The sequence below is a fragment of the Parendozoicomonas sp. Alg238-R29 genome (assembly GCF_947331445.1).
Taxonomy (GTDB): domain Bacteria; phylum Pseudomonadota; class Gammaproteobacteria; order Pseudomonadales; family Endozoicomonadaceae; genus Sansalvadorimonas.
The window spans coordinates 1-25,636 of the sequence record NZ_CAMZOG010000070.1 but is presented as its reverse complement, the minus strand read 5'-3'; the positions used below and the strand labels follow the sequence as shown (position 1 = coordinate 25,636).

The window sequence follows — 25,636 nt, the reverse complement described above, 5'->3', positions numbered from 1 at the left end:
CTGCCTTCCCCATCCACATCATCGTCATAAGCATCCACTTCATCCAGAAACAGAAACCTCGCAGGCATGGAGCGCAGGCCTGTGGCCGAGTTGGCCCCGGCGATAATCAGCACGCCGTTGGGAAATTCTTTCACCAGCTGGGTATTGCCCGAATCTCTGGATCGGGAGTCTTTCACCCGCTGTTTGAGGATGGGCATTTCCTCAATCATCGGCGCAATGCGCTGCTTGGAAGTCCGCTTGGCCATATCCAGTGTCGGCAGCACACACATCATCGGGCCGGGCGTATGATGAATCACGTAACCCAGCCAGTTATTGCCACACTCAGTGCCACCGACCTGTGCGCCTTTCATAAACACGACACGTTCCACCGGTGAACTGGGCGACAGGCAATCCATAATCGCCTTCAGGTAAGGCGTGCGGACCGTGCGCCAGCGACCCGCTTCCTTGGCGGCTTTCATAGGCAAAATGCGATGTTCGTCTGCCCATTCCGAGACCGTCAGACGGGTATCCGGAGTCAGCCCCGCACAAAATCCTGCCGAATAAGGTGAAACCATAGTTTGGACTGGGACGTTCGTGTGTTACTTGAACAGTGTTACCTGTTACAGCGTCGTGTAACCCGGTAGTAGCACTCAGAGACCTAAGTAACGGGTTGTTTATGCATGTTTCGGAGGGTATCTGGCGGTATCCCTTGGTATACAAGAGAATGTGATTTATGGCACGCCAACTGCATTCTATTCAGGTGTAAACAGGCAAAAGATTCCGGAAGAGAATCTTGCCAAGCGAACGTAACAATAATAATAAAATCGAAAAATAATAATAAGCTTCCTGAGAAGCAGCGAATAATAAAAAACTACGACCTGTTCGCATAACAAGACAGTCGAATAAAAAGAACAATAAAAACAATAATAAGAAAAGACACTTCCAAGAATCTGAATCCCGCCCCTGCGGGATTTTATTTATGCGCTCCGCGTTCTGACACTCTCAAACCATCCCTCATCTAAAGTAGCTTCTCCCTGAAAAAAACAGCCACTGGCCTGACAGAAGCATTGCACATCGATATGATAGCCCTGCCCTTTCTGCGCAGAAAGAAGAAGGCGAACGCCACGGACTTTATGCCCCTCCAAATCCGTGTGAGCATCGTTGGGACGAACACTGCATCCCGCCACGGACACACCACCGTCCACGGCCTCTTTCGCTTGATACAACCGTTGAAAGGAATGGGGAACCAGGGAGACAGTTAAAGTACTCGGGTATTCGCCCGCATCGAAATCTATAGCGCCATGAATGCTGAGAACATTGCACTGAATCGTGCAGCACTCTTCTTGCACTCTCTGACGTTTGAATTTTTCCTGTTCTTCGGCGTCCATGCGTTGTACTCCACACCTTAGTACCACTACTAACTATGTGGACATTCCGCCAAGAGTCAAGAACACCCATCATCAGACAAACTTTGCAAAGCCTCCTCTATATCCTGATGGAGTAACTGTTTCACTCTTATCGCATTATCTTCTGCCGCCAGTACATCTGCCATACGATCAGGAATACCAAGCAAAGCGTCCCGGATCATACGCCCCACCCTGAAAGCATCTTCTCGGACTTTAGCGGCATCAATAAGCTTTCCTTCCCGCTCTTCAAAGTCCAGACGTGCCATTTTGGCGCGATAAGCTTCACGCATTGTTCTAGCCGCTGCGTAATCAACAGCCTTTCTGCCCTCCGTTGAGGAGGAAGATCCCGAAGCAGGAATAAGAGCGCCCGTGTGACGCTGACCTGCCTGCTCACGCAGACTCATTGACGGTTCAGAAAGCTGATCGATAGCCTTCTTCGCGGTCAGAGCATCAACTTTCCCGCCCTCCAGGGTGATCCGACCTTGTTTGACCAATTTGGCCACATATTGCTTCGACCAGCCATGACGGCGGGCAAATTCGGCCTGTGTGATGCGTTCACCAGCCATACTTCACCCTACCCATAACCCATTGATTATTAATAAAATATTACCTTGATAAGGACTCACTTCAGAGCGTAAATGTAAGAGCAAACCCGAGAAAAACCTGAGGGATAACCTAATGCCGACAGCGACTCAAAGTGCCACTCAAAAGCCCGCTCTGTTAGACGCTTTGATCACCAAACGCAGCCGCATTGATGAGCTCATTGCCCAAGTGCAGAAGAAAGCGGATCAGCACTTCGATCTCGCGCCTGGGGATTGTCACTGGGGACATGCCGGTGATCTGGATCACCTGATTGAGTACCTCGAGTATGCCCTCGGTATTGAGCGTGAATAACAACCAGCAAAGGAGACGTTGCAATGAAAAATACAAAACTGACCCCAAGCCAAGCCACGGTTCTTCAACTGGGCCACGACAAAGGCCACTTCACTGCGCAGGATTTGCCCATCAAGGGGGCTGCAGGCAAAAAAGTGATTGATAGCCTGCTTAACAAGGGGCTAATCAAGCCCATCAAACGTAACGGGACATGGTTTGACTACGCCCTGACTCCAGCGGGGCGGCAGGCCATTGGTGTCGAACAACCTGAGTCAGCGGAAACTCTTCAGAGGGTGCAGCCAAAAACCAGACCAGGCAGCAAGCTGGATCAGGTCATCAAAATGCTCACTTGCCCGGAAGGAGCCACCATCGCCCAGATGATGGAACAGACCGGCTGGCAGCAGCATACGGTACGCGGCACCCTCGCTGGAGCCCTGAAAAAACGACTGGGGTTGACCATCGAGTCCGAGAAACCGGACGGTCAGGAGCGTGTCTACCGAATCACCGCCGGGCTGGAGGCCTGCGCATGAGCACCCGATGCCGAATTGCGGTGCGGCGGGAGGGTCGCACCGCGCCCACCTTCCGCTCTATTTATTGTCACTTCGACGGCTATGAAAACGGTGTTGGCAAAATCCTGCGGCAGTATTACCGGACTGAAGAACGGGTGGCATGGCTTCTTGATTTGGGCGAGCTGCGGGGGCTGAGTCTCAATCGTGTAGAAATCTACCTCGACCGGGACGCTCAGGTTATTCCTGCTGCCCTCAGTTCTTCGCTACCAGCACTGCAAGAACTGGCTTACGACAGAAGCGGAGCCGAGTACCTCTACATCTTCGCCGATGGTCAATGGCACACCCTGCGGCCGGGCCAACCCCATGAACTGTAGACCGGCCCTGCTGGCCCTTGGTCTTAGCAATGGCCATCTGATGACCTGTCAGCTGAACCGATCCGATGCCCATACCCTGACCACACTCAATCAGTGGTACGGACACTTCTTTGATGCGCTGGCTCTGGTGCAAAAAGGCGATCTGGATTACATTGCCGGTCGTGGTGTAATCGCCCTGCACCGTGACCAGGGCGAGCCGTGGCAAGAGTGCCAGCCCCGCTTCTACCGCAGCCTGCACGAACTGCAGCGGCTGACCAGTGGACAAAACCCCCGCACCTATCTCTTCGCCTCACCGACAGCCCGAAAATGGAGCATGGTGGAATGAGTCTCAAACCACCGGATAAAAACAAGTGGCGCAATTCCTGAATAATTGCGCCACTTGTCTTTCAGGGCTCAGATGAGCATCGGTCACGGCGGAAAATGACTGAAAGGAGAGCGGTTTTGTCAACCAATCTGTCAACCTGTGTCAACCACTTTTGTCAACCAGGTTGACAGCTTCTCATCGCGCGGAAACCCTTGTGGTTACTGGCTTCGCTGGGGTTTTGTCAACCAATTTGTCAACCTGTGTCAACCCCGATTTTCACTCTGTCGCTAGCGTTTTCTCGCGCTGATGGGCACCCGCACTCCCAACAGTTCCCCAGGGTCCCCGGCTGTCGCCGCGTGTGGGCTGTGTTGCATTGATTGTCTTTATACAAGGGGCACCTCGCGCTCTTGAATTCAGGCTCACACGACCGCTGACAGCGCAACAAGCTTCTCTTAAACAGAAGGGGTTTCTTCAAAAACAAGGCCGGTAATCCCATCTTTATCCACAGCCTGAACAACGGCTTCAGAGCAATAGATAAACGTTTTATTGTCTTCATTTATCTTGAAAAGATTTGCGTTTATATCTTGCTTAAATACCTTGCGTACAAGAAGACCGACGTCGTTAAATTCTGAAAGCGATTTGTCGAGCACATCAACAATATTCCTGACATTAAGCAACCAGTATGACTTCCCCCCATTAACCAATGGCATAAGCTCGTCTCTTTCATTCAGAAATGGAGTAAACACTTTTTTGGCCTGATCATTCAAGACAAGAGAGCCTGCAAACATAAAACTGCAGTCGCCCACAGACTTACCACTGTCTGGTTCTTCAACTTCAATTTCAAGTGGCCCTGACCAATCATCGACAAGTGATTCGCCCTTACATAGAATATCGCCATGGGTGTCTTCGTAATCCTCCAAGACCGGGAGAAAGGTTTCGAACTGATTACTATCGGCTGAAATAACATACATCTTCATGATTGCTCTGCTCTCATCCACATTTCAATTTCCTGAGCCGTCATTTTCCTATCAATCGGAAAAGAGCTGGTCTGTAGCTCACGGGCAACCTTATTAAGAACCCAATGCGCCTGATCCCGGCTCATGGTCTGTGTCAGGATATTTTCAATATTCAAGTAGTAGCTGGGCGTATGAACGGGACGATGAGGATAAGCCTCCTTCATTTCAGGATGAGGAACGTTTTTTACATAATTGGGCAGCCAAACACCATTGATAGGATCATCCACCCTAATGCCAAGACTTGCCAGCAGCTTCCTCGCTCGTCTTGCCCGCTTAGCTCCTCCCGCCACGATATGGTGCGCCTCGAAGTCACCATGAGGTTTCTCTTTATCTATCGCAATCAGGTTCTCTCCCAACCGTGAAGATTTGTGCTTCTCGGCCCGTAATTCACTGGGAGACATGTTGTAGCCGTGTTTTCGATAGCTTGCCAGAGCCAGAAACAAACTTCTTGTTTTGGTTTCCTCAACAAGCTCATCAATACTCATACGGCACTGAGTTTCCTTAAGTAGAAACTCCAGATCAATCCTTAGCTCGTGCTCTTCAACAAGCTCAACATCCTGTTCCTGTACCACAGCCTTGTACTCTTACTTATTGCGCTTTCCTTGCTACAACTAGATGCAAGCCATGAAAATGCGAGTCTACCCAAAAGGCTACAGGCAAACAATTCTGATCGACTTCGCCTCTAACATCGTCTGTATCCACAAAATCTGTGGATAAGCCTGTGAACAGAGAGAAGCGGCAGGCCATGAACCATTGTCAATACATAGACGACTAGCGCCGTAGATTACTGACCACCTTCTCCACGCCACGGCTGGCAATGTAACCACCAATCCCCAACTGCACGATGCCCAGCAACTTCAATTCCAGCGCTTCACTGAGATCCGGGGAAGCCCAGCCCATCCAGCGGCACACGACCAGCGCCGTAAACACCAACATCACCAGTGGTCGCCAACTCCTCTGCAGCCAGCCCTCACCCTGGACTTCCGCTTTGATCACACCCGCCTGCTGCGCCAGTTCATCCAGCTCACCGTTGATGGCCATCTGGGTCAGGGCGGCCCGAGCCTTGCTCGCTTGGTCCGCATCAGGAAAGATCTTATCAATGATTTTACCGACCACCGGCACTGCAGCCACCCAACTCATGCAGCGTCCTCATCGACCAAGCCTTCGTCACGCAACCACTGCTGAACATCAAAGCAGGGACAGTCCTTGTCCCCATTCAAGTAGTCGTGTCCTTGTACCACCGCTTCCGGCCACAGGCTTTCGCAGCCTGCCACCAGGAACTTGAGCATCCGCTTTTGCAGAGATGTGAAGTTATCATCCGGATGACCATCGTCGTCCAGCCCACCCACCAGACAGATACCCACACTCTCGTGGTTATGGCCTTTGACGTGCGCGCCCCAATCATCCAGCGCCCTGCCCTGTTTGATTGAACCATCGCGCTCAATCACCCAGTGATAACCGATATCGATAAAGGCGCGTTCCATCAGATGCCAGCGTTTGATCGTGTCAAAGGTGACATTCTGATCAGGTTTGGTGGCCGAGCAATGCACGACGATGGTGTTGGTTTCAATACGCTTACCCATTTGTTAATCCTTTAACGTGTAGGCAACGATGCCGATGATGGAGGTGAGTATCAGCCAGCCGAACCGTTCCACAGAAGCTAATACCACACCCCGGGCACTGGCCTGTCGCTCCAGAGAACGGATACGTTTTTCGGAGTCTTCCAGCTTACGATTGAGGCTATCGAGGGTGGTGGTCTGGTGAACCATACGCTCTTCGATGGTGGCCAACCGGGTCACGGCGTCGGAGAGTTTGTCGAGCTTGTTGTCGATTTGATCAAGCCGCTGCTGTATCACTTCCATCGTCAATTGCTCCTGCATTGTCGATGTTTCCGCCATCCCTGGCGGTCACATACCTGACACCCCGCTGATCTGCCATTTGAATAAACGTCAGCTGACTCTCTTCGAGCACCGCTTCCTTGCCTGTGTACTCTTCCCAGCGCCGGACGATCACATCGACGTACTTTGGGTCGAGCTCGGTGAGCCGGGCCTGTCGTCCAGCTTTCTCGCAGGCAATCAACGTACTGCCAGAGCCACCAAACAAATCCAGCACAATGTCCTGACTCTTGGAGGAGTTGCGAACGGCCCTTTCCACCAGCTCCACTGGCTTCATGGTGGGGTGGAGATCGTTTTTCACAGGCTTGTTGAAGAACCAGACATCGCCCTGGTCACGGGCACCACACCAAAAATGGTCTGCCCCTTCTTTCCAGCCGTAGAGAATGGGTTCGTACTGGCGTTGGTAGTCAGCCCGGCCCAGCGTGAAAGTGTTCTTGGCCCAGATTAGGAAGGTGGATCACTTTCCACCGGCTTCCCGAAAGGCACTCTGCAACGTATCCAGTTCAGACGACGACATACACACATACACGGCTCCCTTGCAGACTGCGAGCATATTGGTCATCGCAGCCTTCAGAAAACCGTGAAACTCATCGCCCAGATTATCGTTTTTGATCCGGCGGTCTTTTTTGGCTTTACCGTTTTTCTCGGGGTTGGCGTAATCAACGTTGTACGGCGGATCAGTGAACACCATATCGGCCAGCTGACCGGCCATCAGTTTTTCCACATCGGCTGATTCTGTGGCACTGCCGCAAAGCAGACGATGAGAGCCGAGTATCCAGACGTCACCGGTTTTGCTGACGGGCTGTTCCTGCACTTCCGGCACCTGATCATCTTCAGTGTTGCCTTCACCGGGTTCTTCCAGCAACAGCCCATCAAGCTCTTCATCACTGAAGCCCATGATATCGAGATCAAAATCCAGCTCATCCAGAGCCTGCAGCTCCAGCTTGAGCAGCTCCTCATCCCAGCCTGCGTTTTCAGCGAGTTTGTTGTCGGCCAACACCAGCGCTCGCCGTTGCACTTCGTCGAGATGCCCCAGCACAATCACTGGTACCCGATCCATGCCAAGTTCGCTGGCAGCCATCAAACGACCATGGCCTGCAACGATAACCTTGTCATCGCCCACCAAAATTGGATTTACAAACCCGAAGCTCTGAATCGAACGGGCAATCTGCGAGATCTGTTCTGCCGAGTGAGTACGGGCATTTTTGGCATAGGGCACCAGTTCGGCCACGGGCCAGTGTTCGAGTTGTTCGACGAGGATTTGTGGGTTGTCAGACATGATTCCATCCCTGGCTCATTCCGAAAAACAAAACGCCCCGGACCGAATGGTCCGAGGCGTTGAATGGCAGTTGGCAAAGCGCTGCGCAAGCTTACTGAAAATCTATACCAAAACCGGGGATTTTGTCCCGCCCCCCAAAACAGGTCACAGTGCCAACAAATAGCAACCAGTACCAGCTATAAGTAACTTGGCTTAACTTGGGTAGCCGGTATGCCCCGATGAACCAGCACCGCCAGCAATGCCCGGTGCCAATACCGGTGAATCGACGTTCTCGGCACGCCAGTACGCCGGGCAATCTCTCGCCAGGTGATACCAGAAGCGCGCAGCCAGATCAGCTTGCGGTCTGTGACCGTCAACGGAATCAGCCAATTGATACACTCCACCAGCTGGTCTTCCTGTTCAGCCGTTGGTCGCACGGAAAGTACTTCCCGCTCAGCCCGACGCACCTGCTCACGATGATCAAACTTCATCTCCGGCCAGCTGGCACCATGGCCCAAATGGATACCGGTCGGTAGTCGTCTGGCGGTAAGCCAGGCTTCCCGGTAGCGCTGAGCAAGGTAATCAATTTCAGGTGTCATGGCTCCCTCCGTGGATGACTGACGGACTTGATGAGTTTTCCGCTAACTTTCCATAGCTGCGTGTGTACGCGTATACGCGCGTATAAGGAACTAACCGGACAACAGGTCAAAACCGTCAGTGGTTTTCAATTTTTTATTTGTCAATCAACGGTGTGGCCGCCAAATTTCACATAAGGTCGAGGGCGCAGTTTCAACCCGGTTAAACCGCGATGGCCGGTGCTCATACGACACTTGTGAAACTCTCTGGTTTGAAGGCTCTCGGAAAACTGCTTTACCGAACCGACATATTGGCCGCTGTCATCACACCAGACGCGCCAGTCGTTATAGAGCTGGCTGACACCCTCCCGATGACTGCGATTCGCGTCACACCGTTCATCCAGCCACTGGCCCAATGTATCTTCACCATCGAAGTATTCTGCAGTGGCTTTCACCACACTTGCTGGTGGTTGAATGCCTTCTTGTTGCCATCGCAAACACCCGGCCACCGCCCAGGCCATAATGCCGTTACGCTCCTTAAGCAGTTTGTTTGGTAGTTCCCGGTCTTTTTTCTCTTCGGCCACCTTCACTGTAAACGGCACCAGATGCAGACGACGTTTCATCGCATCATCCACGTTACGAATGGTGGGTTTATGATTACCAGCAATCACCAGCTTGAACTGGGGCGTGTATTCAAAGAAATCCTGCCGCATAAAGCGGGCCGAGATCTTATCGCCACCGGTCAGTGTTTTCAGCTTCGACTCATTCCAGCGCTTGCCCTGTTCGGTTTCCACACTGGAGACAAACCGTGCCCCCTGCAGACTGGCCAGATCGGTGGGGTGCTTTTCATGGCGGGATTCCATAAACGTTTCCACCGAGGCGTTGACCGCATAATTCCCCAGGATGGACATCAGCACATGGATAAAAACAGACTTGCCGTTAGCACCGCCACCATGGAGAAAGAACAGGGCATGTTCGGTGGTCACCCCGGTCAGGCAATATCCAACAACCTTTTGCAGATAATCCACCAGCGCTTGATCGCCATCGGCGACATCATTCAGAAAGCGTAACCAAAGCGGGCACTCGCCCTCTGGCGCTGCCGTGGTGATGCGCGTCATCATATCTTCCCGGTTATGATCACTGAGCCGCCCTGTTTTCAGGTCGACCACGCCACCGGGGGTATTCAGCAACCAGGGGTCACCATCCCAGTCCTCTGTCACAGTGGCATGGCAAGGGGCTGAACGGGCCAGCTTCACCACATTCTGAATAGTACTGTTAGACGCCAGCCGTGTACGCTGCCGGTCGTTTTCTGCCTCGCGGGCAGCTTCCCGGCAGAGCTCGCGGGACAAGTGATTCACATAAAGAACCCGATCCGGACACCAGCGCTGCCCTGTCCAGACAAACCAACGCCCCCACTGAGCACAGTAACGCCAGTTGTCTTTGTGCAAATGGTGGAAAGCCTCAGTGATATCATCATCGGTCAACAGGCTGGTACCAGCCGGTAATGCAGGTGATGCATTGTCACTTAAGCGGACAGGCGTACGTTCACCACTGGTGATGAAACCGCGTACATCAAAAGGGTTTTCCTGAGCATCCAGTTCCTTGAGAGCATCGGCAGCATCCCACTTTTCAGGCTTGTCTTTGGGAGGAATCAGAATGTCACAGGAGAGCGCTCCAGCCTTCAGAACAGCCTGGGCTGCCGCCTCAGCGTATTCACGACCGGCCTGATCATTATCCGGCCAGATTAATATCTGCTTGCCTTTGAGTGGTGACCAGTCGGTCTTGTGAACCGGAGCCTTGGCTCCGTTCATCGCCGTGGTGGCACAGATTCCCGCCTCAATTAGTGCCTGGGCACATTTTTCCCCTTCCACCAGCACGACGGCCTGCACCTGCTGAATGGCCGGTTGGTTGTAGAGGGGGCGAGGTGATGGTGCGCGGTACTTGCCCTGCTTCACATCCCAGGGCCGAAACTCCTTACCCTTCAGGGTGTCATAACGATAGACACAAGCCACCAGCTGACCTTTGTCGTTAAAGTAATCCCACTTGGCGGAGTGAGGGCCAAGATCATCGATAGGGGCTTTGTTTTTGGGTTGCCCGCTTCTGGTGCGTGGAACCTGAGCCTCTACACCCAGCCAGCGGGCGACAAACTGCAACGCTTCGGGGAAATCGATGTGTTGGTTAGCCTGGGTCAAATGAAACATATCGCCATGTTCCCCGGTGGAGAAATCGTGCCAGAGGCCTTTTTTGTCTCCTGTAATGGTAATCTTCAGGCTTTGCCCCTCAGCTCCTCCACTATCACCTACGGCATAATGTTCGCTGTACCCTTTAGCCTGTGGAAGAAGATATTCAATATATTGCGGAAGCCGTTCAAGCAGCCTCTCTTTCACCTCGGCGACAGACAACCGCTTTACCGGTTCCCGTGGAATTGGCGCATCATTAAAATCCAGAAAATCAGTCATGCTTTTCGTCCTAAAAAAGAGCCATCCTGAAATAAGAGAACCAGCCTGAAACATTCAGGCTGGTGTTGGCTTAGTCCTGCCAGTTGTTGTTTGGCCCCTGCTGCGGAGCCGGTTGCTGGAACTGATAATCCGGGTTTTGCTGATACCCGTTTGCGCCTTGTTGTGGGTAAGGCTGCTGCTGATTGGACTGTTGAGGTGCCTGCGTCTGCACTGGGGCTTGTCTCTGGCTAGCCACAACCTCGCTCATCAACATCTGGTACTGCTTGTGATCCGGGGTGATCACATGTTTGATGACATTGGTGGGTTCATCGTCGGCATCTTTCTCAACATCGATACGCGCCACAAACTCCATGCCATCCAGCTCACCGAAGTTTTGCAGACGCCGGGCCATCACCGCCTGAGGCGAGTTATCCTCCTGCTGAATGCCCCGGGCCGAGCACAGCAACGAGCGCACAAAACTGCGTCCCATATTGGACCAATTCGGCCCTTTAGGGCTGTGCAGACCAATCAAGCTCCACACCTTGCGCTTGGCGAAGGGGCCAGTCAGCACCACATACTCTGCTTTCAAAAACACTGCGCCGCTGTCGCCCTTTGTAGCCCAGCCGCCCGTCCATCCCATATGAGGTTCGTCGTAGCCGCCGGGGTTCAAGGTCAGGCGAACCTTGGCGAGAGTACCTTTCGGGATCAGGTCATAGTCTTGCTGAACTTGAGCGTTGTTGAAATCGGTCCACTCATTGCCGGTGGCCTGATTGTTTGGGTTATTCATGATGACTGTCCTTGTTCCTGTGTTTTAGGGAGATTGGGTTGAGGTTGCATGGGATGGCTGGTGGCATACTGCAGGTGTCTTTCTCCAGCGAGGGGTTGTTTGATCTTGTCGAGCAATTGGCCGAGATGGGCCGGTTCTGTCAGAGCCAGACGACCACTTCTGTCTTTGGCGGGAAAGCCCCAGGGGTTCAGGGTCTGGCAGACAAAACTGCGCTGCAGTTCTCCCTGTTCATTGGGCAGGCTGGCCATTGTGATGACTTCATCGACTATGCCGGGCAGCTCCAGACCAGTACGCGAGCCTTCAATCTGGGGCTGAAAAATATGACGATGAAAGTCATCAACTTTCTCTTCAAGAATGCCTACAAAGATCACATCTTTCTGTCGGGTATGCTGAAGATGGGTGAGTGCTGCGACCATCTCCCGCCCCAGCAAGCCGTATGCCCCTCGGGTATCGGGCTTTCCTGTTCTACTGCTTTTGGCTTCATCCCGGGTCTGGCACCACTGGAAGCACAAGCGGGACAATGCCGTCAGGGAATCAATAAAGATAACCTGATACTTGTCCAACGTCGCCGGATCACCGTACAGCTCACAAGCTTTATCAAAGTGCGCCTGACAATAAGGCTGGTCATCATTCAGCGCGGGATTGGGACCACCGATAAACGCCACCAGCATGCGGAACTCAGGCCAGGTCAGAGGACGCAACATATCCCCTGGCCAGTCCTGTATCGCCAGATCACCCGCCTCCAGATCAATAAACAGGGTGTGCTCGGGAGGGAGTGTCAGTACCTGAGAGGTTTTCCCCACGCCACTTGGCCCCAGCATCACGATTTTGGAACCGCTATGTTCCTGCTGGCGTTGCTGATGAGAGATAAGAGGTAGGCTCATTGACCACCTCCTTCTTCCAGGGAAATCAGGCGATAAACAACAGCGCCTTTTTCTGTACAACGCGCCTCGGCAATTTGTCGCTGGAACGCCTCAGGCCACTGATCAAATTTGCTCTCATCAATGCTGTAGGTGATTTGCATATACTCTGCTGGATTACCGCCACAGCGCTGCATGGTTTCAGCGATAAACGCCAAGTGATCCTGATCCCAGGACGGAATCACAGGGACGTCTTGCTCCACCAGCACACCGTCATCTTCAAAGGTGATAGAACCGGTTTTCTGCCATTCGAGTTTGCGTAGGTTGTCTGCACGGTGCATGTACTTTTGAGCCAAAGCACTTTGCAGCCACTTCACCTGATACTGAGCATCGTGCAGTGCTTTTTCAGACTCAGACATCAAAGCCATCAGTTCTTGGGGAGACAGGGCTTTCAACTCATACATGGCCAGATCTTTCAGGGCTGAGAGGGTGACTGACATGGTGAGCCCTCCTTATCTCCAGCCTTTTCACCCACAGCCTTGAACTCGTGGTCACGCTCAAAGCGTTCGACCTCTTCAATGCTGTAGAGAATGCGTTGACCGATCTTCAGATACTTCGGGCCGCCACCACCACGCCGCCAGTTGATGAGGGTGTGCGGTGCCACTCGCCAGCGCTCGGCCAGCTCGTTCGGTGTGAGATGCATGATCTCCATAGATATCTCCTGTTACTGATTGCCAGTTGGCAGGAGAAATCATCTCGGAGAGGAACGTAGATATGTCAGGTGATACCACGTAGATATTTACGTAGATTTGATGAAGTTGAAAATTTCAGGGACTATGAAGAAGTCTTTTCTTCCGCAACTTCCTCCAGAGGGCCATAGGGGACAAAAAATATCCGGCTTTTCCTGCGCATCACGATCTTTCGATACGGACTCTTTTTACTCCACATCTTGCCAAAGGTATCCGCTGTTGCTGCATACCCGGCATGATCCCGCGCCTTATAAAAATCAACACCCTGCTCGGGCGCTTTTTGGAGTTCCTGAATGACATAAGGAAAGAAAGCTTTGGCATTACCAGACAGATTTATAAGCCGACCGGTCGCCTTTTCGATCAGAGCATCACCATCTTCACTGAGAGTGTAGAGCAAGCTGTCATTGTCCTCGAGAAAACGGCTGCGTCCTTGATACAAAAAAGATAGCATTTCCCAGTCCACGGTTGCCTCAAGCTCCCGGGAACAGAAGCCATCTGTGACCGGAACAGTCTCCTTTATCCCCGGGAGTGATGCTTCACAGACACCGCTTGTGAGTATGAGTCCAGATGTTGCCCTGCACCGACCACGACATGACTCTTGTACCGTTTCCTCATGGCTCGTCACGGTGCGTCCGTACCAGACAGGCACAAAACCGGCTCGGGGAATACGCACTTCCCCCAGATACCAAAGGACTCCTGGGACGCTTTCTACGGGAGCATTATGGTCGGGCAAATCCAGCTGTTGATACAACCACTCCACCAGCACTGGTACTTGAAGATGGTAAAACAACCGGGCATAACGAGGAATCTCTTCAATATCGTAGCCATCAAAATAAGACGGCTGCCCGGTGTCGGGATGAGGAATCAGCTCGCGGAGTCGCCCATCCCAGCAGAGGCGTTTTTGCTCTTCATATTGAATGAACAGACCTGCATCAAGAAGGTCATCAATCGTTACGGTAGAACCTTGCAAAACAGCATCCAGTTCCCGCCATGGGAGAATCATGCTGGAACTTTCTGCCAGAAGAAAAACACGCTCCACAAGTTGACGTGGCCATCTCATAGAAGGTTGCCATGAGGTATCTGAGGCACACTCCGTTCCAGTTTCCATAGTCTCAGATATTTGTACAAAAGCAGCCGAGCTTCTGGTTCATCCAGTTTATGACTGAGATAAGCTGACTCGGCTGTAATCCTGAAGGTGAGTTTTTTATTACGCTGACCAGGCCCGGCCTTAGAAAAGTACACCTTGAGTTTCACTTCCAGAACTTCGACATCACCCGCCAAAGGACTGTGCAGGCCTTTTTTCTCCATACTTGTATACAGACAGCTTTCTTCCTTGGAAGGTTTCAATCGATACTCTGTGTTATCGCCATGATTGAGGACGGATAATGCCAACACATCAACACGATAAATGCCGTCGCCTTGATCGAATGTCTTTTTCGTAAGCAGCGATGCAAGGTCATAACCATGATGAATGACTTCACGAGGGGAACCATTGCGCATCAGGCAATGACTGGCAGCTTCGGACAAACACTTTCTCTCTTTCTTCGTACCCGCAACAACGTCATAGCGCCCAGACTCCGGATGATAAAAGATAACATAGCGGTAGACTGGCCAGCGCTTCAGAGAACCCAGCTTTCCTTTCTGAAAAGCCAACTCGCTGACCGGAAGATCTTCCAGGTAAAGCGTCATCTGGATACATTTCTCGACGCCCACTTTGTCGTGAACCCGAATACTGAAATTTTCACTCAGCGCCAGCATCGTTTGTAGATTGCGAACAAATTCGCCATCTCGGACAACCAACTCGGCTTTGGTCAGACCAGGCACACCCTCGAATGTCTGACAGCGAGATGGCATTCCGTAAACTTCGGAGAAGTCATAGTAGGCCTCAGCCGCTGCAAACCGTTCATCATGATTCTCAAAAGCCCAGCGACTGCGATCAAACTGACAACCAATGGAATGAAACGTTGTATCGTCATGGAAAAGTACAGCCAAGGCATGATGAGGGCCTGAGCTTGCCATATGGGCTATGCGGTGGGCTTCATCAAGCAGTTCTGAAAGCTGTTTATCGGGCAGATCTGAAGCTGCTTCAACCACTTTGATTTCCGGGGACGATGCACCATCCCAAATCTCAGGATCAGCCAGTGATGTGTGGTGATAACCAAGGTAACGCTGGAATCCATCTTTATCTTCAGAAAGACGGATCAATTCTTCAAGAGCGTCCATGGCTCTCCTTTTGTCGTTTGTACGTCCGTGTACAGCGTCACCTCAAGATGCGGATTCCTGACTATCAAGTCAAGCCAGTACCAACGGGTGGCAACTACGCCCAGCTTGGTTGTTGTTTAAAAACAGAAGTGGATTCAGGCTTTAAAAGTAAGGAAAAACTACCTGAGCAGCTTGATCATGGACGAACAAAACCTACGTACCCTTCCCCTCAATTCTCCTCGTGAGGAGTTGATTCACCTCCTGTCTCTGGCCGTGGTACGGCACCACCGACGTACGACCGAGAATAACAACCCAGACACCAAAACTGACTGGACTTCCTCCGACGACAGAGCGTGTATGTCCGCCCCCCTTCAACAGGAGACAGACCATGTCAGACAGTAAAAATGAGAATGCAGGTGAGCAGACACTGGCCGCCCAGGTGGCCAAGATCATGACCATGAACAACCGGCAATTGTGCCAAAGCTGGAAAGAGCTTCTCGGCACAGAGGCCCCGCCCCTGCATACCAAAATTCTTCGTCAACGGCTGGCCTGGAAGGTTCAGGAGCTAGCTTCTGGCGGCTTGAGTGATAAAGCCAGAAAGCGTCTACAGCAGCTGAAGATGTCAGTCATCAAAGGCAAAAGTATCCGTAACAAACGCACCTGCCAGCTGCCTTGCGGGACGCGCCTGATGCGTGAGTTCAAAGGAGAGGAACACGAGGTCATCGTCACTGCCGAAGGCTTTGATTATCGGGGCGATGTCTATAGCAGCCTCACCAAAATAGCCAGGAAGATCACCGGTAGTCCGTGGAATGGTCCGGCGTTTTTCGGTTTGAGAAAGGATAAAAAGAAAACCTCAGGGAGGGGGGCATCATGAGTCGCCAATCAAGCACCGCTCATCCCATTCAGCGTTGTGCGATCTATACCCGTAAATCCTCAGAAGAAGGACTAGAACAAGAATTTAACTCCCTTGATGCCCAGTGGGAAGCCGGAGTCTCTTACGTGGCATCGCAAAAGCATCAGGGCTGGCAGCTGGTGGACGAGCGCTTTGAGGATGGCGGATTTTCCGGCGGTAATATTGACCGGCCGGGGTTAAAGCGTCTGATGGCTGCGGTGGAGCGAGATGAGATCGACATTATCATCGTCTATAAAGTCGACCGCCTGACCCGCTCTATCTCGGACTTTGCCAGACTGGTCGGCGTGCTAGATGAGCACAAGGTGTCGTTCATCTCCGTCACTCAACCCCTGAATACAACAGATAGCATGGGCCGTCTCACCCTTCATATGCTGTTGTCGTTTGCCCAGTTTGAGCGGGAGATTACCGGCGAACGGATACGGGATAAGTTTGCCGAATCAAAAAAGAAAGGTATGTGGATGGGCGGTGCCGTCCCTCTGGGCTACGAAGTCAAAGACCGCAAATTGGTAGTGAACCGGGGCGAGAAGAAGGTGGTGCAGATCATCTATGAAACCTTTATCGAGACCCGCTCCCTGACCGAAACCTGCTACCGCATTAATGATATGGGCTTTCGGACAAAACTGTATCGCCGCAAGGATGGCAGTACCTGGGGCGGGAAACCCTTTGCCAAAACCACCCTGCGCAGACTGCTCCAGAACAAAATCTACCTGGGCCTGATTCACCACAAAGGTGATTGGTACCCAGGCCAGCATACCGCCATCCTCGAACAAACCCCCTGGGATAAAGTCGAGGCCATATTTAACAGCAACCGGTCACTACGGCGCACAGAGTCCCGCTGGCGGCACAGTCCCGCCTTTCTGCGGGGGCTGGTGTTTGGCCCCGACGGTATCGCCCTTGTGCCCACCAGCGGCCGACGGCGGGGTAAACGTTATCGCTACTACACCAGCAACACGGCCCGGAAGAAAGGTCATCGGGAAAACCCCATTCCCCCTCTTCCAGCAGAACCACTGGAGAAACTGATCATTCAGGAAGTGGAACAGCTGATCCACCAGCCAGAACTTCTGATTATGGTGTACAGGGATGGAAAAAACACAGAAGACACTCTCACCTACGAACAGACGGTAGAAGCCCTGCAGATGCTCAAAACCATTTGGCAGGAGCTGTTCCCCAACGAACAGCAGCGTATCGCTCACCTACTGATTGACCGGATAGACATCAAGGACACCGGCCTCACACTGCGCTTTCACAGTGAAGGATTGCCGGGAATAACTGACGATATGACAGGAGGTGCAGCATGACGATCGAAGTCATCGGCAAGAGAAAGAGAACCTTTCATCCGGAAGAGAAGATTCTGGAAGTGTTCATCCCTATCCGGCTGATCCGCCGGGGCGGGCGAACCCACATCCAGACCAACGACGGAGAGCCTCTCAACCTGGAGCCTGTCGAAGACACCGCCCTGATGCGGGCACTGGCCCAAGCCTACATCTGGCTGCAAAAACTGGAAGACGGGGAGTTCAAAAACGTGAAGGCCCTGGCCAGCCACTACAAACAAAACGAAAGCTACGTGTCCCGTATTCTCCGCCTCACCATGCTCTCTTCGCTACTGCAGGAGAAAATCCTAAATGGCGAGAGCATTGGTGGGCGGACACTGGCAGATTTTATGGATGGGGTTCCGGCGTTATGGAAGGATCAACTGCAGTTATTACAGTGGAAATAGAGTTTTCATATGGTTTGGTACGATCATCTTCACTTCGAAGAAAGAATCATACTTCTTGTTTTTTACCCTCAAATGAGGTAAAAAAATAAGAACAGAGGGTTCGGAGATTAAAAAGTGACTAACCACCAAGTAAACGCTTTGCCACAGGTTATCAGTGACGTAAATCAGGTTCACCTTAAGCTCCAGGAGCTCGACCTTACTGAAGATATCCTGCTATATGCTGTGCTTAGGGGGTTGACCGCTAAACGTTCAACTACGGAAAATCACCCTCCCATTGCGGGAGGTATCATGGCTTACCTTGATACCACTCGGTTTCTGCGAGATCAGCTGATCCCAAAAGGCTGGACGCGACAGAATATCAATAACCTCTGTATTACTCGCCATCCAGAAAACACCTGCGACATAGTTGTTTCCAGTGGTAGCTCTGATACTGGCAGAAAAGATGGTAATCCCAGCAACAAAAACCCAAAAGGAAACTCCGCCAGAAACTATATCGATAAGAATCAACTAGGCTTTTGGCCTCCAGAAGAGACCACGCAAAGCAAATCTCCCCAAAACACCTGGATGCTCATTTACTACATTGATGAGAGCGAAGGTGAAATCAGGCTAGAACTTTCACTCCCAACTGCAATTGATGACTCTGGTTACGTGAAGACATGGAGCACCAGATTGCTCATAGCAGCCGTATCGTTTGATTCAGAACCTGAGCCCAAAGTGTTTGAGGCAGAATTTTCGCCTGACATAGACATTGATATTTTGAAAATAAGCTGATTTTTTTATGAGTACTGAGTTCAACCCCGATCGTCTCCTTCTGGCTATGGCCAGAAGGAAGATGAAACTTAAAGAGCTCGCCGCTTCGATAGACATCTCTACAAGATCCCTGTCACTGTATAAAAATGGCCATGAAGAGCCAAGCATTACGACCATTGAAAAGATTGCTAACTGCCTTGGCTATGCAACATCTTTTTTTTATGGGGAACAACTTGAAGCCATAGAGGTTGACTCCGTCAGTTTCCGCTCCATGAGCAAGATGACAGCAGCCAAGCGTAATGCGGCACTCGCCGCAGGCACCTATGCACTTGCATTTAACCAATGGATGGAAGGTCACTTCCAGTTGCCTGCATCCAATATCCCAGATTTAAGAGAAGCCTCTCCCGAAGCGGCTGCCGATCTCATTCGCAACAAATGGTCACTTGGTGAGATGGCGATCAAAAACATGGTACACCTGCTTGAGTCAAAAGGTGTGCGAGTATTCTCTCTTGCAGAGAACAACCGAGAAGTTGATGCATACTCTTTTTGGAAAGATGAGCGCCCTTTTGTCTTCCTAAATACTATGAAATCAGCTGAGCGCAGCAGGTTCGACGCTGCACACGAACTTGGGCACCTAGTCCTTCACAAGCATGCCTCTCCTAGCGGAAGAGAAATAGAGATAGAAGCAGACAGGTTTGCATCTGCTCTTTTAATGCCTGCTGGTACCGTTAAGACGAGTGCAATCAAATTTCCAACCTTGGACCAATTGATCAAACTAAAGAAGAAATGGTCTGTGTCTGTTGCTGCACTGGTTCGCAGACTATCCGATCTCGGTCTTATTACAGAATGGCACTACCGTAGTTTGTCCATAGAGATGTCACAAAGGGGATATTTCAAACAAGAACCGGAAGGCACCAAAAGAGAAACATCTCTCATTCTAGATAAGGTCATGCTAGCCCTCTGGAAAGAAGGTATTACTAGGGAGGCGATTGCCAAAGAGCTTTTATTGCCTGTTCCAGAAATTAGTAGCTTTCTCTTCGATCTGCAGGAACCTGAAAGCTCTTCGCATCAAAAGACAAAACCCAACCTTTCATTAGTTAATTAATTCGAAGTAACGCCATCTCGTGCCGGAAGTTATCTCCCACACGAGATGGCGTTGCTCTGCTTTTGCCACAAAAAATGAGAAATCGACCTTTTCGCCCTGAACCTGCCCACCACTTTTAATTCACGAACCAGGAAGGGCTAACACGAGCAAGCGACTTTTGCAGCTCGATGATTTTACAGGGATTTTCAGGAAGCGTAGCGAGTGACTCTCTTTCAACGGACAAAACAGAGGACAGGGCCAAAAACGGCATTTGGAAAGGAAAAACAGGGGCCGGTACGGCGCGGGGAAAGTACGTATCCAATAGGGCAAGGAACTCGCCACACAGGCCTTTGTGAGGCGCATATAACGCAAAAATCCCGCTGCAGATAACTGCAGCGGGATTCTCGAAGGTGGCGGTGAGGGAGGGATTCGAACCCTCGATACGTTTCCGTATACACACTTTCCAGGCGTGCTCCTTCGGCCACTCGGACACCTCACCATTTTATTTCGCCTCCGAGACTTCGCAGCCCGTTAGCGAGGAATAATGTATAGCAAAATCAGTGGCATAGCAACACTCCAACTATTAAGTGCGTGGAAAACACACACCTGTTTTTCATTCGGCATCACTGAAATCCACCCCACTCCCCTTGAGTGGAATAGCTGGAAAAACCGACTATTCTTCACCAGTTTTTGGCTACAGGGTGATATTCCTGTTCAACTGGTACATACTTTCAGTTGACTTGCCAAAGGTTGCCGCTGTCTGAGCAGCCATCAGAACAGCAAAAATGTAAAAGCCATAAACGAGAACAAGTCGCCTCTTATAGGAATTATTACGGCGAAATTGTCATGGTAAAAAGCGCATAAGGGAAAACGATGACCGTCAGCATTGGCAAACCGGTTGAAAACTTTTCAGCCAAGGCAACGAACGACACTACCGTTTCATTGAAAAGCCTAAAGGGAACAAACTTTGTTCTCTACTTCTACCCAAAAGACAATACCCCCGGCTGCATCAGCGAGGGGCAGGCCTTTTCCGAATACCATTCCCTGTTCCTGGAGGCTGACACTCTTGTGTTTGGCGTATCCCAGGACACAATGACTTCCCATAACAAGTTTCGCGAGAAACATGGGTTCCCTTTCGAGCTTGTAGCCGATACCAAGGGTGAACTCTGCGAACATTTCGACGTGATTCGCATGAAGAAGAAAGGTGAAGAAGAATTTCTGGGTATTGAGCGCAGCACCTTCCTTATAGATAAAGACGGTCTTCTTCAGCACGAATGGCGCAAGGTTAAAATCAAAAACCATGTAGACGATGTGCTACAGGCTACCCAGGCTCTGGCAGGGCTGACACAAGCTGATGAAGGAGAGGGTGAGAAAGAAGATAAAGACTAGGGGGCGTTCTCAATTAGGCATCGAACTCAGCATTACCGAGAGCCGCTATGGGTATACCCAGAGGGCACTATAGGACGCAGCATTGCCGGAATGCTTGCTGCCTTTCAAAATGCTGCAACGCAGCCATAGAGACTCTCGTAAATGCCCTTCGGGCGACGCAGAGTCGTATACTTAATTGAGAACGCCCCCTTAACTCTTCATAAAAAATGGCGAGAGGGAAACCTACTCGCCATTTTTATACAGCCAAGCCTTTTGATCATGCAGTCCCAACCTGACCAACCGTCGGCCACGCTGAAAACACAGCCTTCACAAGAGTCGCCAGCGGAATTGCGAAAAACACACCCCAGAAGCCCCAGAGACCACCAAACATTAAAACGGCGATAATAATGGCAATCGGATGAAGGTTTACCGCTTCACTGAACAACAGGGGAACCAGCACATTACCATCCAGCGCCTGAATCACCCCATACACTGCCATAAGCACAAAGAACTGATGTTCAAAGCCCCACTGAAACAGACCTATAGCTGCCACTGGAATAGTTACAACTGCCGCTCCAACATAGGGAATCACAACAGATAAACCAACCAACAGGGCCAGCAGTGCTGCATAATTCAATTCCATAAAGGCAAAAGCTATAAACGTTGTGACACCCACAATCACAATTTCAATAAACTTTCCGCGAATGTAGTTGGCAATCTGCAGGCTCATTTCTTCAGAAACCTGATCAATCATCCGGCGCTCTCTAGGCAGCTTGGAAGAGAACCATTTGACCAACATCATCCGATCTTTCAGAAAGAAAAACACCAAAATAGGAACAAGCACCAAATAAATCAGAATCCCTACAAGGTTTGGTAACTTAGACAGAGAGAACGAAACCAGCCATTGCCCCATCCGGCTTAACTGAGTACTGGCCGCCTCACTCCAGGCATTCACCTGAGCTTCGGACACAAACCCCGGATAAGTCTCAGGAAGATGCTGCAACATTTGTCGCCACTGCTGCACCATGCGGGGAAGTTCGTTCAACAGCGCTGTACTTTGCTCCCAGATCAAAGGCATCATCAGCAACATAACAGCCAACAACACCGCAATAAAGCAGGCAAATGTTAAAGACACAGCCAGAATGTGAGGGCACTTCAACCGCTCCAGCCAAGTGACTCCCCCCTGCAGTACAAAAGCCAGGACCAGACCCGCAAACACCGGTGCCAGCATGGTTCCGAAAAGCAGGATAACTACCAGCGCCGCAGCCAGAAGCAGCAGCAACACAATAGCCTCTTCATCAGAGAAATACCGATGAACCCAGCCACCGATCACTCTGAACATTGTTATTCTATCCATGTTTTCTCAACATATAGGTATAGGTTCCCGACTCCTGTCCACTAAACAGAAGCTCATGACCAGCCAGACTGGCGAAGCTAGAAAAATCACGCTCCGACCCTGGATCTGTTGCCAGCACCTTTAAAATTTCACCAGCCGCCATAACATTCAACGCCTGCTTGGCTTTTAACAAAGGCATGGGACAGTTAAGGCCACTGGCATCCAACTCTTTGTTTACCTGAAACTCTTCAACCATAAATATCCAACTTCAACACGCTTGTTCCACTTACCAAGCCCAATTCTTAAACAAGCCAGCAAAACGTCTATGAAAATGATCATTCTGAATACAATATGGCAATAGTAACGCACCGTCCGCAAGGGTAATATAGAAATTGCCACCCGGTTTCTAATCAGCAGGTACTCATGCCTTTCACCAAGTCTCTTCGTACAGTTTTTCTGGTACTGCTGCTCCCTTTGACTTTTGCCGTCAGCCCACAATTACACAGCGACATCAATCTGCCAACCATTGGCGACGCCAGCTCCAGCATTGTTTCCATGCAAAAAGAAAAAGAGATTGGTGGCATCTTCCTGAAAATGCTGAATAGCCAGCTAAGCACCGAGTCTGACGCTGAACTTATGCAGTACGTGGAGAATCTTGTATACCGGTTATCAGAATCCAGCGAGCTGCAAAACCGACAATTGTCCATTGTTCTTATCGACAGCCCTTACCTGAACGCATTTGCCGCACCGGGTGGCGTTGTCGGAATCAACACCGGCTTATTTTTTTACGCACGCACAGAAGAAGAATTCGCAGGGGTTATTGCCCACGAATTAGCGCACCTTAGCCAGCGCCATTACGCCCGTGGTGTTGAAACCGCACAACGTCAGCGACTACCAACTATCGCCGCCCTGCTGGGGAGTATAATTCTAGCTGCAAGTGGTGCAGGAGATATCGGTGCTGCGGCATTGTCTACCACCGTTGCTGGCGCACAAAGCTTCCAACTCGCCTTCAGCCGTATTAATGAACAGGAGGCTGACCGTGTTGGTCTTTTAACCATGGCTCGCGCGGGAATGGATCCAAGAGGCATGGCGGATATGTTTGAACGCATGAGTAAACTGGAAAGCAGTGGTCCCCAATATGAATTCCTGCGAACCCACCCCTTGAGCAGAAACCGTGTAGCAGATGCCCGCAGCCGTGCTGAACAATACCCTGCCCGACAACATAACCAGGACGGTGAATACCAACTTATGCGCAGCCGGGCCATTATTCGCATGGCACAGTCCCAAGAAGAAGTACGGAGCCGACTGAAACAAGATCTTAACAGCAGCAGAACCATTTCAGAATATGCAACCCGCTACGGATTAGCTCAGGTAGAACTTAACCTGCAAAACCCAAAGGCCGCAGAGCAAGCCTTAAAGCCTTTGCTGGACAACAAACCATCGAACATTCACTTCCAGATTCTGAACGCGCGCATTCAATATGCGCTGGGCAACAAAGAAAAATCAATCACGAACCTTAAGAAACTGCTGGCGGATAACCCAGGCAACTACCCAATAACCCTTGCTGTGATTGATCTGCTTTATAACAATCAGCAGTACCCGGAAGCCATGGGTATTCTGAAAACAGAAGCAAGACATCGCCCTGAAGATTCCACCATCTGGTACCAACTGGCAGAAACAGCTGGACTGGCGGGAGACATCCTCACTGTTCACACATCACGTGCCCAGTATTTCTTCCTGGTAGGTGACATGGATAACAGCGTTAAACATCTTGAATATGCACTGGAACTACCGGGAACGCCTTTCAGCCAGAGGTCTGCACTAAAAGAACGCATCGAAGAAGTGAAGGCTTACAAAAAGAAGATGAAGCTGTAACCCAGCTTCATCTTCTTTTGGCTATCAAGCTGCGGCGGCCTGACTGGTGAAATCCAGCATGCGTTGCAAAGGTTTCACAGCGTCAACGCGAATATTCTCAGGAACCTCAATAACACCGGTATTATTTTCCAGAGCATCAACAACACCCTGCAAAGAGTTCAGCGCCATCCATGGGCAGTGAGCGCAACTTCTGCAAGTTGCACTCTGTCCACCAGTAGGGGCCTCAAGCAGCGTTTTGCCTGCTCCAGCCAACTGCTGCATTTTATAAAAGATTGCCCGATCCGTTGCCACAATAAATGTATCATTCGGCAGGGAAACGGCTGCTTTAATCAGCTGAGTCGTGGAACCAACAACATCGGCGACGCCGACAACGGAATCAGGAGATTCTGGGTGAACCAATACAGCAGCATCCGGATAGACCTTTTTCAGATCCAGAATGCCTTTGGCCTTAAACTCCTCATGAACGATGCAGGCGCTGTCCCACATCAACATATCCGCACCAGTCTGCTTCTCAATATAGCTGCCAAGGTACTTGTCTGGTGCCCAGATAATCTTTTCGCCACGAGCCGTTAGTTCTTCCACAATATCCAGTGCACAACCGGAAGTCACAACCCAGTCTGCACGGGCTTTAACAGCGGCAGAGGTGTTAGCATATACAACAACCGTGTGATCTGGATGGCTATCACAAAACGCAGTGAACTCATCATCCGGGCAGCCGAGATCCAGAGAACAGGTAGCCTCCAAGTCTGGCATAAGAATTGTTTTTTCTGGGCTAAGGATTTTGGCGGTCTCACCCATAAACTTCACGCCAGCCACAACTATCGTGTCGCCGGAGTGAGTCGCACCAAAACGCGCCATCTCCAGAGAGTCTGCTACACAGCCACCAGTTTCCTCCGCCAGAGCCTGCAATGCCGGGTCGGTATAGTAATGGGCCAACATAACTGCGTTTTTTTCTTTTAGCAGTTCACGTATACGCTGTTTGAGATACTCAGGCTCCGCCTCTACACATGCGGGCCGCGCCTCAAGGCTGGCTAAGTGCTGGCGAACAAAGCTTCTGTCCTGTACTTGAGTCATGCGGAAATTCTGTCGTTCTCATAATACTTGCCGGAATCCGGCAAAAAAAATTCATCTGTGTGTATCAAAAGCACCCGGCAACCCGAGGAAACACACAGCAAGTGGAGCGCATGTTAGCACGAATGATTCGAAAATTTCATGGAGCACGGGAATCAATCAAGCAGGAGTAGGCATGTAAACAGTTGAAAGAAGGGATGGATAAAGGAAATAAAAAGAAATGGTGGGTCGTGTAGGATTCGAACCTACGACCAATTGGTTAAAAGCCAACTGCTCTACCAACTGAGCTAACGACCC

General features: G+C 50.9%; 32 protein-coding genes and 2 tRNA genes. 11 read left to right on the top strand and 23 right to left on the bottom strand.

Annotated elements, in window-relative coordinates; all coding sequences use genetic code 11:
* From QMA35_RS16060 to QMA35_RS16050, 3 genes are all read right to left on the bottom strand, one after another.
* Positions 1-395: phage terminase large subunit family protein (locus QMA35_RS16060; protein WP_348650955.1), on the bottom strand; the 395-nt coding region annotated here is incomplete at its 3' end.
* A gap of 561 nt (positions 396-956) precedes the next feature.
* The gene (locus tag QMA35_RS16055) at positions 957-1,367 is read right to left on the bottom strand and encodes a hypothetical protein (RefSeq protein ID WP_281648168.1); all 411 of its coding nucleotides are present in this window, start codon (positions 1,365-1,367) and stop codon (positions 957-959) included.
* 56 nt (positions 1,368-1,423) lie between these two features.
* Positions 1,424-1,951, bottom strand: coding sequence for a hypothetical protein (locus tag QMA35_RS16050; protein WP_281648167.1), 528 nt, complete (start codon positions 1,949-1,951; stop codon positions 1,424-1,426).
* A 112-nt stretch (positions 1,952-2,063) separates the two neighbouring features.
* On the opposite strand from QMA35_RS16050, the gene QMA35_RS16045 reads away from it, so the two are divergent.
* From QMA35_RS16045 to QMA35_RS16030, 4 genes are read left to right on the top strand one after another with little or no spacing between them, the layout of a single operon-like run.
* Complete coding sequence (locus QMA35_RS16045) at positions 2,064-2,279, top strand: hypothetical protein (protein ID WP_281648166.1); 216 nt, start codon at positions 2,064-2,066, stop codon at positions 2,277-2,279.
* A 23-nt stretch (positions 2,280-2,302) separates the two neighbouring features.
* The gene (locus QMA35_RS16040; protein WP_281648165.1) at positions 2,303-2,788 is read left to right on the top strand and encodes a DUF3489 domain-containing protein; all 486 of its coding nucleotides are present in this window, start codon (positions 2,303-2,305) and stop codon (positions 2,786-2,788) included.
* A gap of 20 nt (positions 2,789-2,808) precedes the next feature.
* Positions 2,809-3,141 (top strand): hypothetical protein, encoded by a 333-nt coding sequence (locus tag QMA35_RS16035; protein WP_281648164.1) that lies wholly within the window; start codon positions 2,809-2,811, stop codon positions 3,139-3,141.
* Positions 3,131-3,466 (top strand): hypothetical protein, encoded by a 336-nt coding sequence (locus tag QMA35_RS16030; RefSeq protein WP_281648163.1) that lies wholly within the window; start codon positions 3,131-3,133, stop codon positions 3,464-3,466. Before QMA35_RS16035 ends, QMA35_RS16030 begins: the two co-directional genes overlap by 11 nt.
* Positions 3,467-3,897: 431 nt before the next feature.
* On the opposite strand, the gene QMA35_RS16025 is transcribed toward QMA35_RS16030, so the two are convergent.
* From QMA35_RS16025 to QMA35_RS15955, 15 genes are all read right to left on the bottom strand, one after another.
* On the bottom strand, positions 3,898-4,422 hold the full coding sequence (locus tag QMA35_RS16025) for a DUF1629 domain-containing protein (protein ID WP_281648162.1): 525 nt from the start codon (positions 4,420-4,422) through the stop codon (positions 3,898-3,900).
* Positions 4,419-5,033 carry an AHH domain-containing protein gene (locus tag QMA35_RS16020; RefSeq protein ID WP_281648161.1) on the bottom strand — a complete coding sequence of 205 codons (615 nt, stop codon included), beginning with the start codon at positions 5,031-5,033 and terminating at the stop codon, positions 4,419-4,421. Before QMA35_RS16020 ends, QMA35_RS16025 begins: the two co-directional genes overlap by 4 nt.
* Positions 5,034-5,232: 199 nt before the next feature.
* Entirely contained in the window at positions 5,233-5,601 is a 369-nt protein-coding gene (locus tag QMA35_RS16015; RefSeq protein ID WP_281648160.1) for a 3TM-type holin, read from the bottom strand.
* Positions 5,598-6,044, bottom strand: coding sequence for an N-acetylmuramoyl-L-alanine amidase (locus QMA35_RS16010; protein ID WP_281648159.1), 447 nt, complete (start codon positions 6,042-6,044; stop codon positions 5,598-5,600). The genes QMA35_RS16015 and QMA35_RS16010 overlap by 4 nt, the downstream gene beginning before the upstream one ends.
* 3 nt (positions 6,045-6,047) lie before the next feature.
* Positions 6,048-6,323, bottom strand: coding sequence for a hypothetical protein (locus tag QMA35_RS16005; protein ID WP_281648158.1), 276 nt, complete (start codon positions 6,321-6,323; stop codon positions 6,048-6,050).
* Positions 6,298-6,741: a site-specific DNA-methyltransferase gene (locus tag QMA35_RS16000; protein ID WP_281648170.1), complete on the bottom strand. Its 444-nt coding sequence runs from the start codon at positions 6,739-6,741 to the stop codon at positions 6,298-6,300. The genes QMA35_RS16005 and QMA35_RS16000 overlap by 26 nt, the downstream gene beginning before the upstream one ends.
* Positions 6,742-6,813: 72 nt before the next feature.
* Positions 6,814-7,635 carry a ParB N-terminal domain-containing protein gene (locus tag QMA35_RS15995; RefSeq protein WP_281648157.1) on the bottom strand — a complete coding sequence of 274 codons (822 nt, stop codon included), beginning with the start codon at positions 7,633-7,635 and terminating at the stop codon, positions 6,814-6,816.
* A 176-nt stretch (positions 7,636-7,811) separates the two neighbouring features.
* A complete protein-coding gene (locus tag QMA35_RS15990; RefSeq protein ID WP_281648156.1) occupies positions 7,812-8,213 on the bottom strand; it encodes a DUF6362 family protein in 402 nt (133 codons plus the stop codon).
* 140 nt (positions 8,214-8,353) lie between these two features.
* Positions 8,354-10,648: a phage/plasmid primase, P4 family gene (locus QMA35_RS15985; RefSeq protein WP_281648155.1), complete on the bottom strand. Its 2,295-nt coding sequence runs from the start codon at positions 10,646-10,648 to the stop codon at positions 8,354-8,356.
* A gap of 70 nt (positions 10,649-10,718) precedes the next feature.
* Positions 10,719-11,414, bottom strand: coding sequence for a hypothetical protein (locus QMA35_RS15980; RefSeq protein ID WP_281648154.1), 696 nt, complete (start codon positions 11,412-11,414; stop codon positions 10,719-10,721).
* A complete protein-coding gene (locus tag QMA35_RS15975) occupies positions 11,411-12,298 on the bottom strand; it encodes an ATP-binding protein (RefSeq protein WP_281648153.1) in 888 nt (295 codons plus the stop codon). The genes QMA35_RS15980 and QMA35_RS15975 overlap by 4 nt, the downstream gene beginning before the upstream one ends.
* Entirely contained in the window at positions 12,295-12,774 is a 480-nt protein-coding gene (locus QMA35_RS15970; RefSeq protein WP_281648152.1) for a hypothetical protein, read from the bottom strand. Before QMA35_RS15970 ends, QMA35_RS15975 begins: the two co-directional genes overlap by 4 nt.
* Complete coding sequence (locus QMA35_RS15965) at positions 12,750-12,986, bottom strand: helix-turn-helix domain-containing protein (protein WP_281648151.1); 237 nt, start codon at positions 12,984-12,986, stop codon at positions 12,750-12,752. The genes QMA35_RS15970 and QMA35_RS15965 overlap by 25 nt, the downstream gene beginning before the upstream one ends.
* A 122-nt stretch (positions 12,987-13,108) precedes the next feature.
* Positions 13,109-14,083, bottom strand: coding sequence for a hypothetical protein (locus QMA35_RS15960; RefSeq protein WP_281648150.1), 975 nt, complete (start codon positions 14,081-14,083; stop codon positions 13,109-13,111).
* Positions 14,080-15,246: a hypothetical protein gene (locus QMA35_RS15955; protein WP_281648149.1), complete on the bottom strand. Its 1,167-nt coding sequence runs from the start codon at positions 15,244-15,246 to the stop codon at positions 14,080-14,082. The genes QMA35_RS15960 and QMA35_RS15955 overlap by 4 nt, the downstream gene beginning before the upstream one ends.
* Positions 15,247-15,613: 367 nt before the next feature.
* Between QMA35_RS15955 and QMA35_RS15950 the strand changes: the two genes are divergently transcribed.
* The 5 genes from QMA35_RS15950 to QMA35_RS15930 all read left to right on the top strand — a co-directional run bounded on the left by QMA35_RS15950 (position 15,614) and on the right by QMA35_RS15930 (position 19,710).
* Complete coding sequence (locus tag QMA35_RS15950) at positions 15,614-16,099, top strand: DUF2924 domain-containing protein (RefSeq protein ID WP_281648148.1); 486 nt, start codon at positions 15,614-15,616, stop codon at positions 16,097-16,099.
* The gene (locus tag QMA35_RS15945; RefSeq protein ID WP_281648147.1) at positions 16,096-17,436 is read left to right on the top strand and encodes a recombinase family protein; all 1,341 of its coding nucleotides are present in this window, start codon (positions 16,096-16,098) and stop codon (positions 17,434-17,436) included. Before QMA35_RS15950 ends, QMA35_RS15945 begins: the two co-directional genes overlap by 4 nt.
* Positions 17,433-17,855, top strand: a complete 423-nt coding sequence (locus tag QMA35_RS15940) for a hypothetical protein (RefSeq protein WP_281648146.1) — start codon at positions 17,433-17,435, stop codon at positions 17,853-17,855. The genes QMA35_RS15945 and QMA35_RS15940 overlap by 4 nt, the downstream gene beginning before the upstream one ends.
* A gap of 114 nt (positions 17,856-17,969) precedes the next feature.
* Positions 17,970-18,626 carry a hypothetical protein gene (locus QMA35_RS15935; protein WP_281648145.1) on the top strand — a complete coding sequence of 219 codons (657 nt, stop codon included), beginning with the start codon at positions 17,970-17,972 and terminating at the stop codon, positions 18,624-18,626.
* A 7-nt stretch (positions 18,627-18,633) separates the two neighbouring features.
* Entirely contained in the window at positions 18,634-19,710 is a 1,077-nt protein-coding gene (locus QMA35_RS15930; RefSeq protein ID WP_281648144.1) for an XRE family transcriptional regulator, read from the top strand.
* A gap of 390 nt (positions 19,711-20,100) precedes the next feature.
* Here QMA35_RS15930 and QMA35_RS15925 read toward each other — a convergent pair.
* Positions 20,101-20,188, bottom strand: a tRNA-Ser gene (locus tag QMA35_RS15925).
* A gap of 374 nt (positions 20,189-20,562) precedes the next feature.
* Here QMA35_RS15925 and QMA35_RS15920 point away from each other — a divergent pair.
* On the top strand, positions 20,563-21,078 hold the full coding sequence (locus QMA35_RS15920) for a peroxiredoxin (protein ID WP_281648143.1): 516 nt from the start codon (positions 20,563-20,565) through the stop codon (positions 21,076-21,078).
* 256 nt (positions 21,079-21,334) lie between these two features.
* Here the strand turns inward: QMA35_RS15920 and QMA35_RS15915 are convergent, their stop codons facing one another.
* Together QMA35_RS15915 and QMA35_RS15910 are read right to left on the bottom strand one after the other, a co-directional pair.
* On the bottom strand, positions 21,335-22,399 hold the full coding sequence (locus tag QMA35_RS15915) for an AI-2E family transporter (RefSeq protein ID WP_281648142.1): 1,065 nt from the start codon (positions 22,397-22,399) through the stop codon (positions 21,335-21,337).
* Between the two features lie 7 nt (positions 22,400-22,406).
* A complete protein-coding gene (locus QMA35_RS15910; RefSeq protein ID WP_281648141.1) occupies positions 22,407-22,649 on the bottom strand; it encodes a sulfurtransferase TusA family protein in 243 nt (80 codons plus the stop codon).
* Positions 22,650-22,816: 167 nt separating this feature from the next.
* Between QMA35_RS15910 and QMA35_RS15905 the strand changes: the two genes are divergently transcribed.
* Positions 22,817-24,268: a M48 family metalloprotease gene (locus tag QMA35_RS15905; RefSeq protein WP_281648140.1), complete on the top strand. Its 1,452-nt coding sequence runs from the start codon at positions 22,817-22,819 to the stop codon at positions 24,266-24,268.
* Between the two features lie 24 nt (positions 24,269-24,292).
* Here QMA35_RS15905 and nadA read toward each other — a convergent pair whose 3' ends face one another.
* Both nadA and QMA35_RS15895 read right to left on the bottom strand, forming a co-directional pair.
* Positions 24,293-25,342 (bottom strand): quinolinate synthase NadA, encoded by a 1,050-nt coding sequence (gene nadA, locus QMA35_RS15900; RefSeq protein ID WP_281648139.1) that lies wholly within the window; start codon positions 25,340-25,342, stop codon positions 24,293-24,295.
* 218 nt (positions 25,343-25,560) lie between these two features.
* Positions 25,561-25,636: transfer RNA gene (locus QMA35_RS15895), tRNA-Lys, on the bottom strand.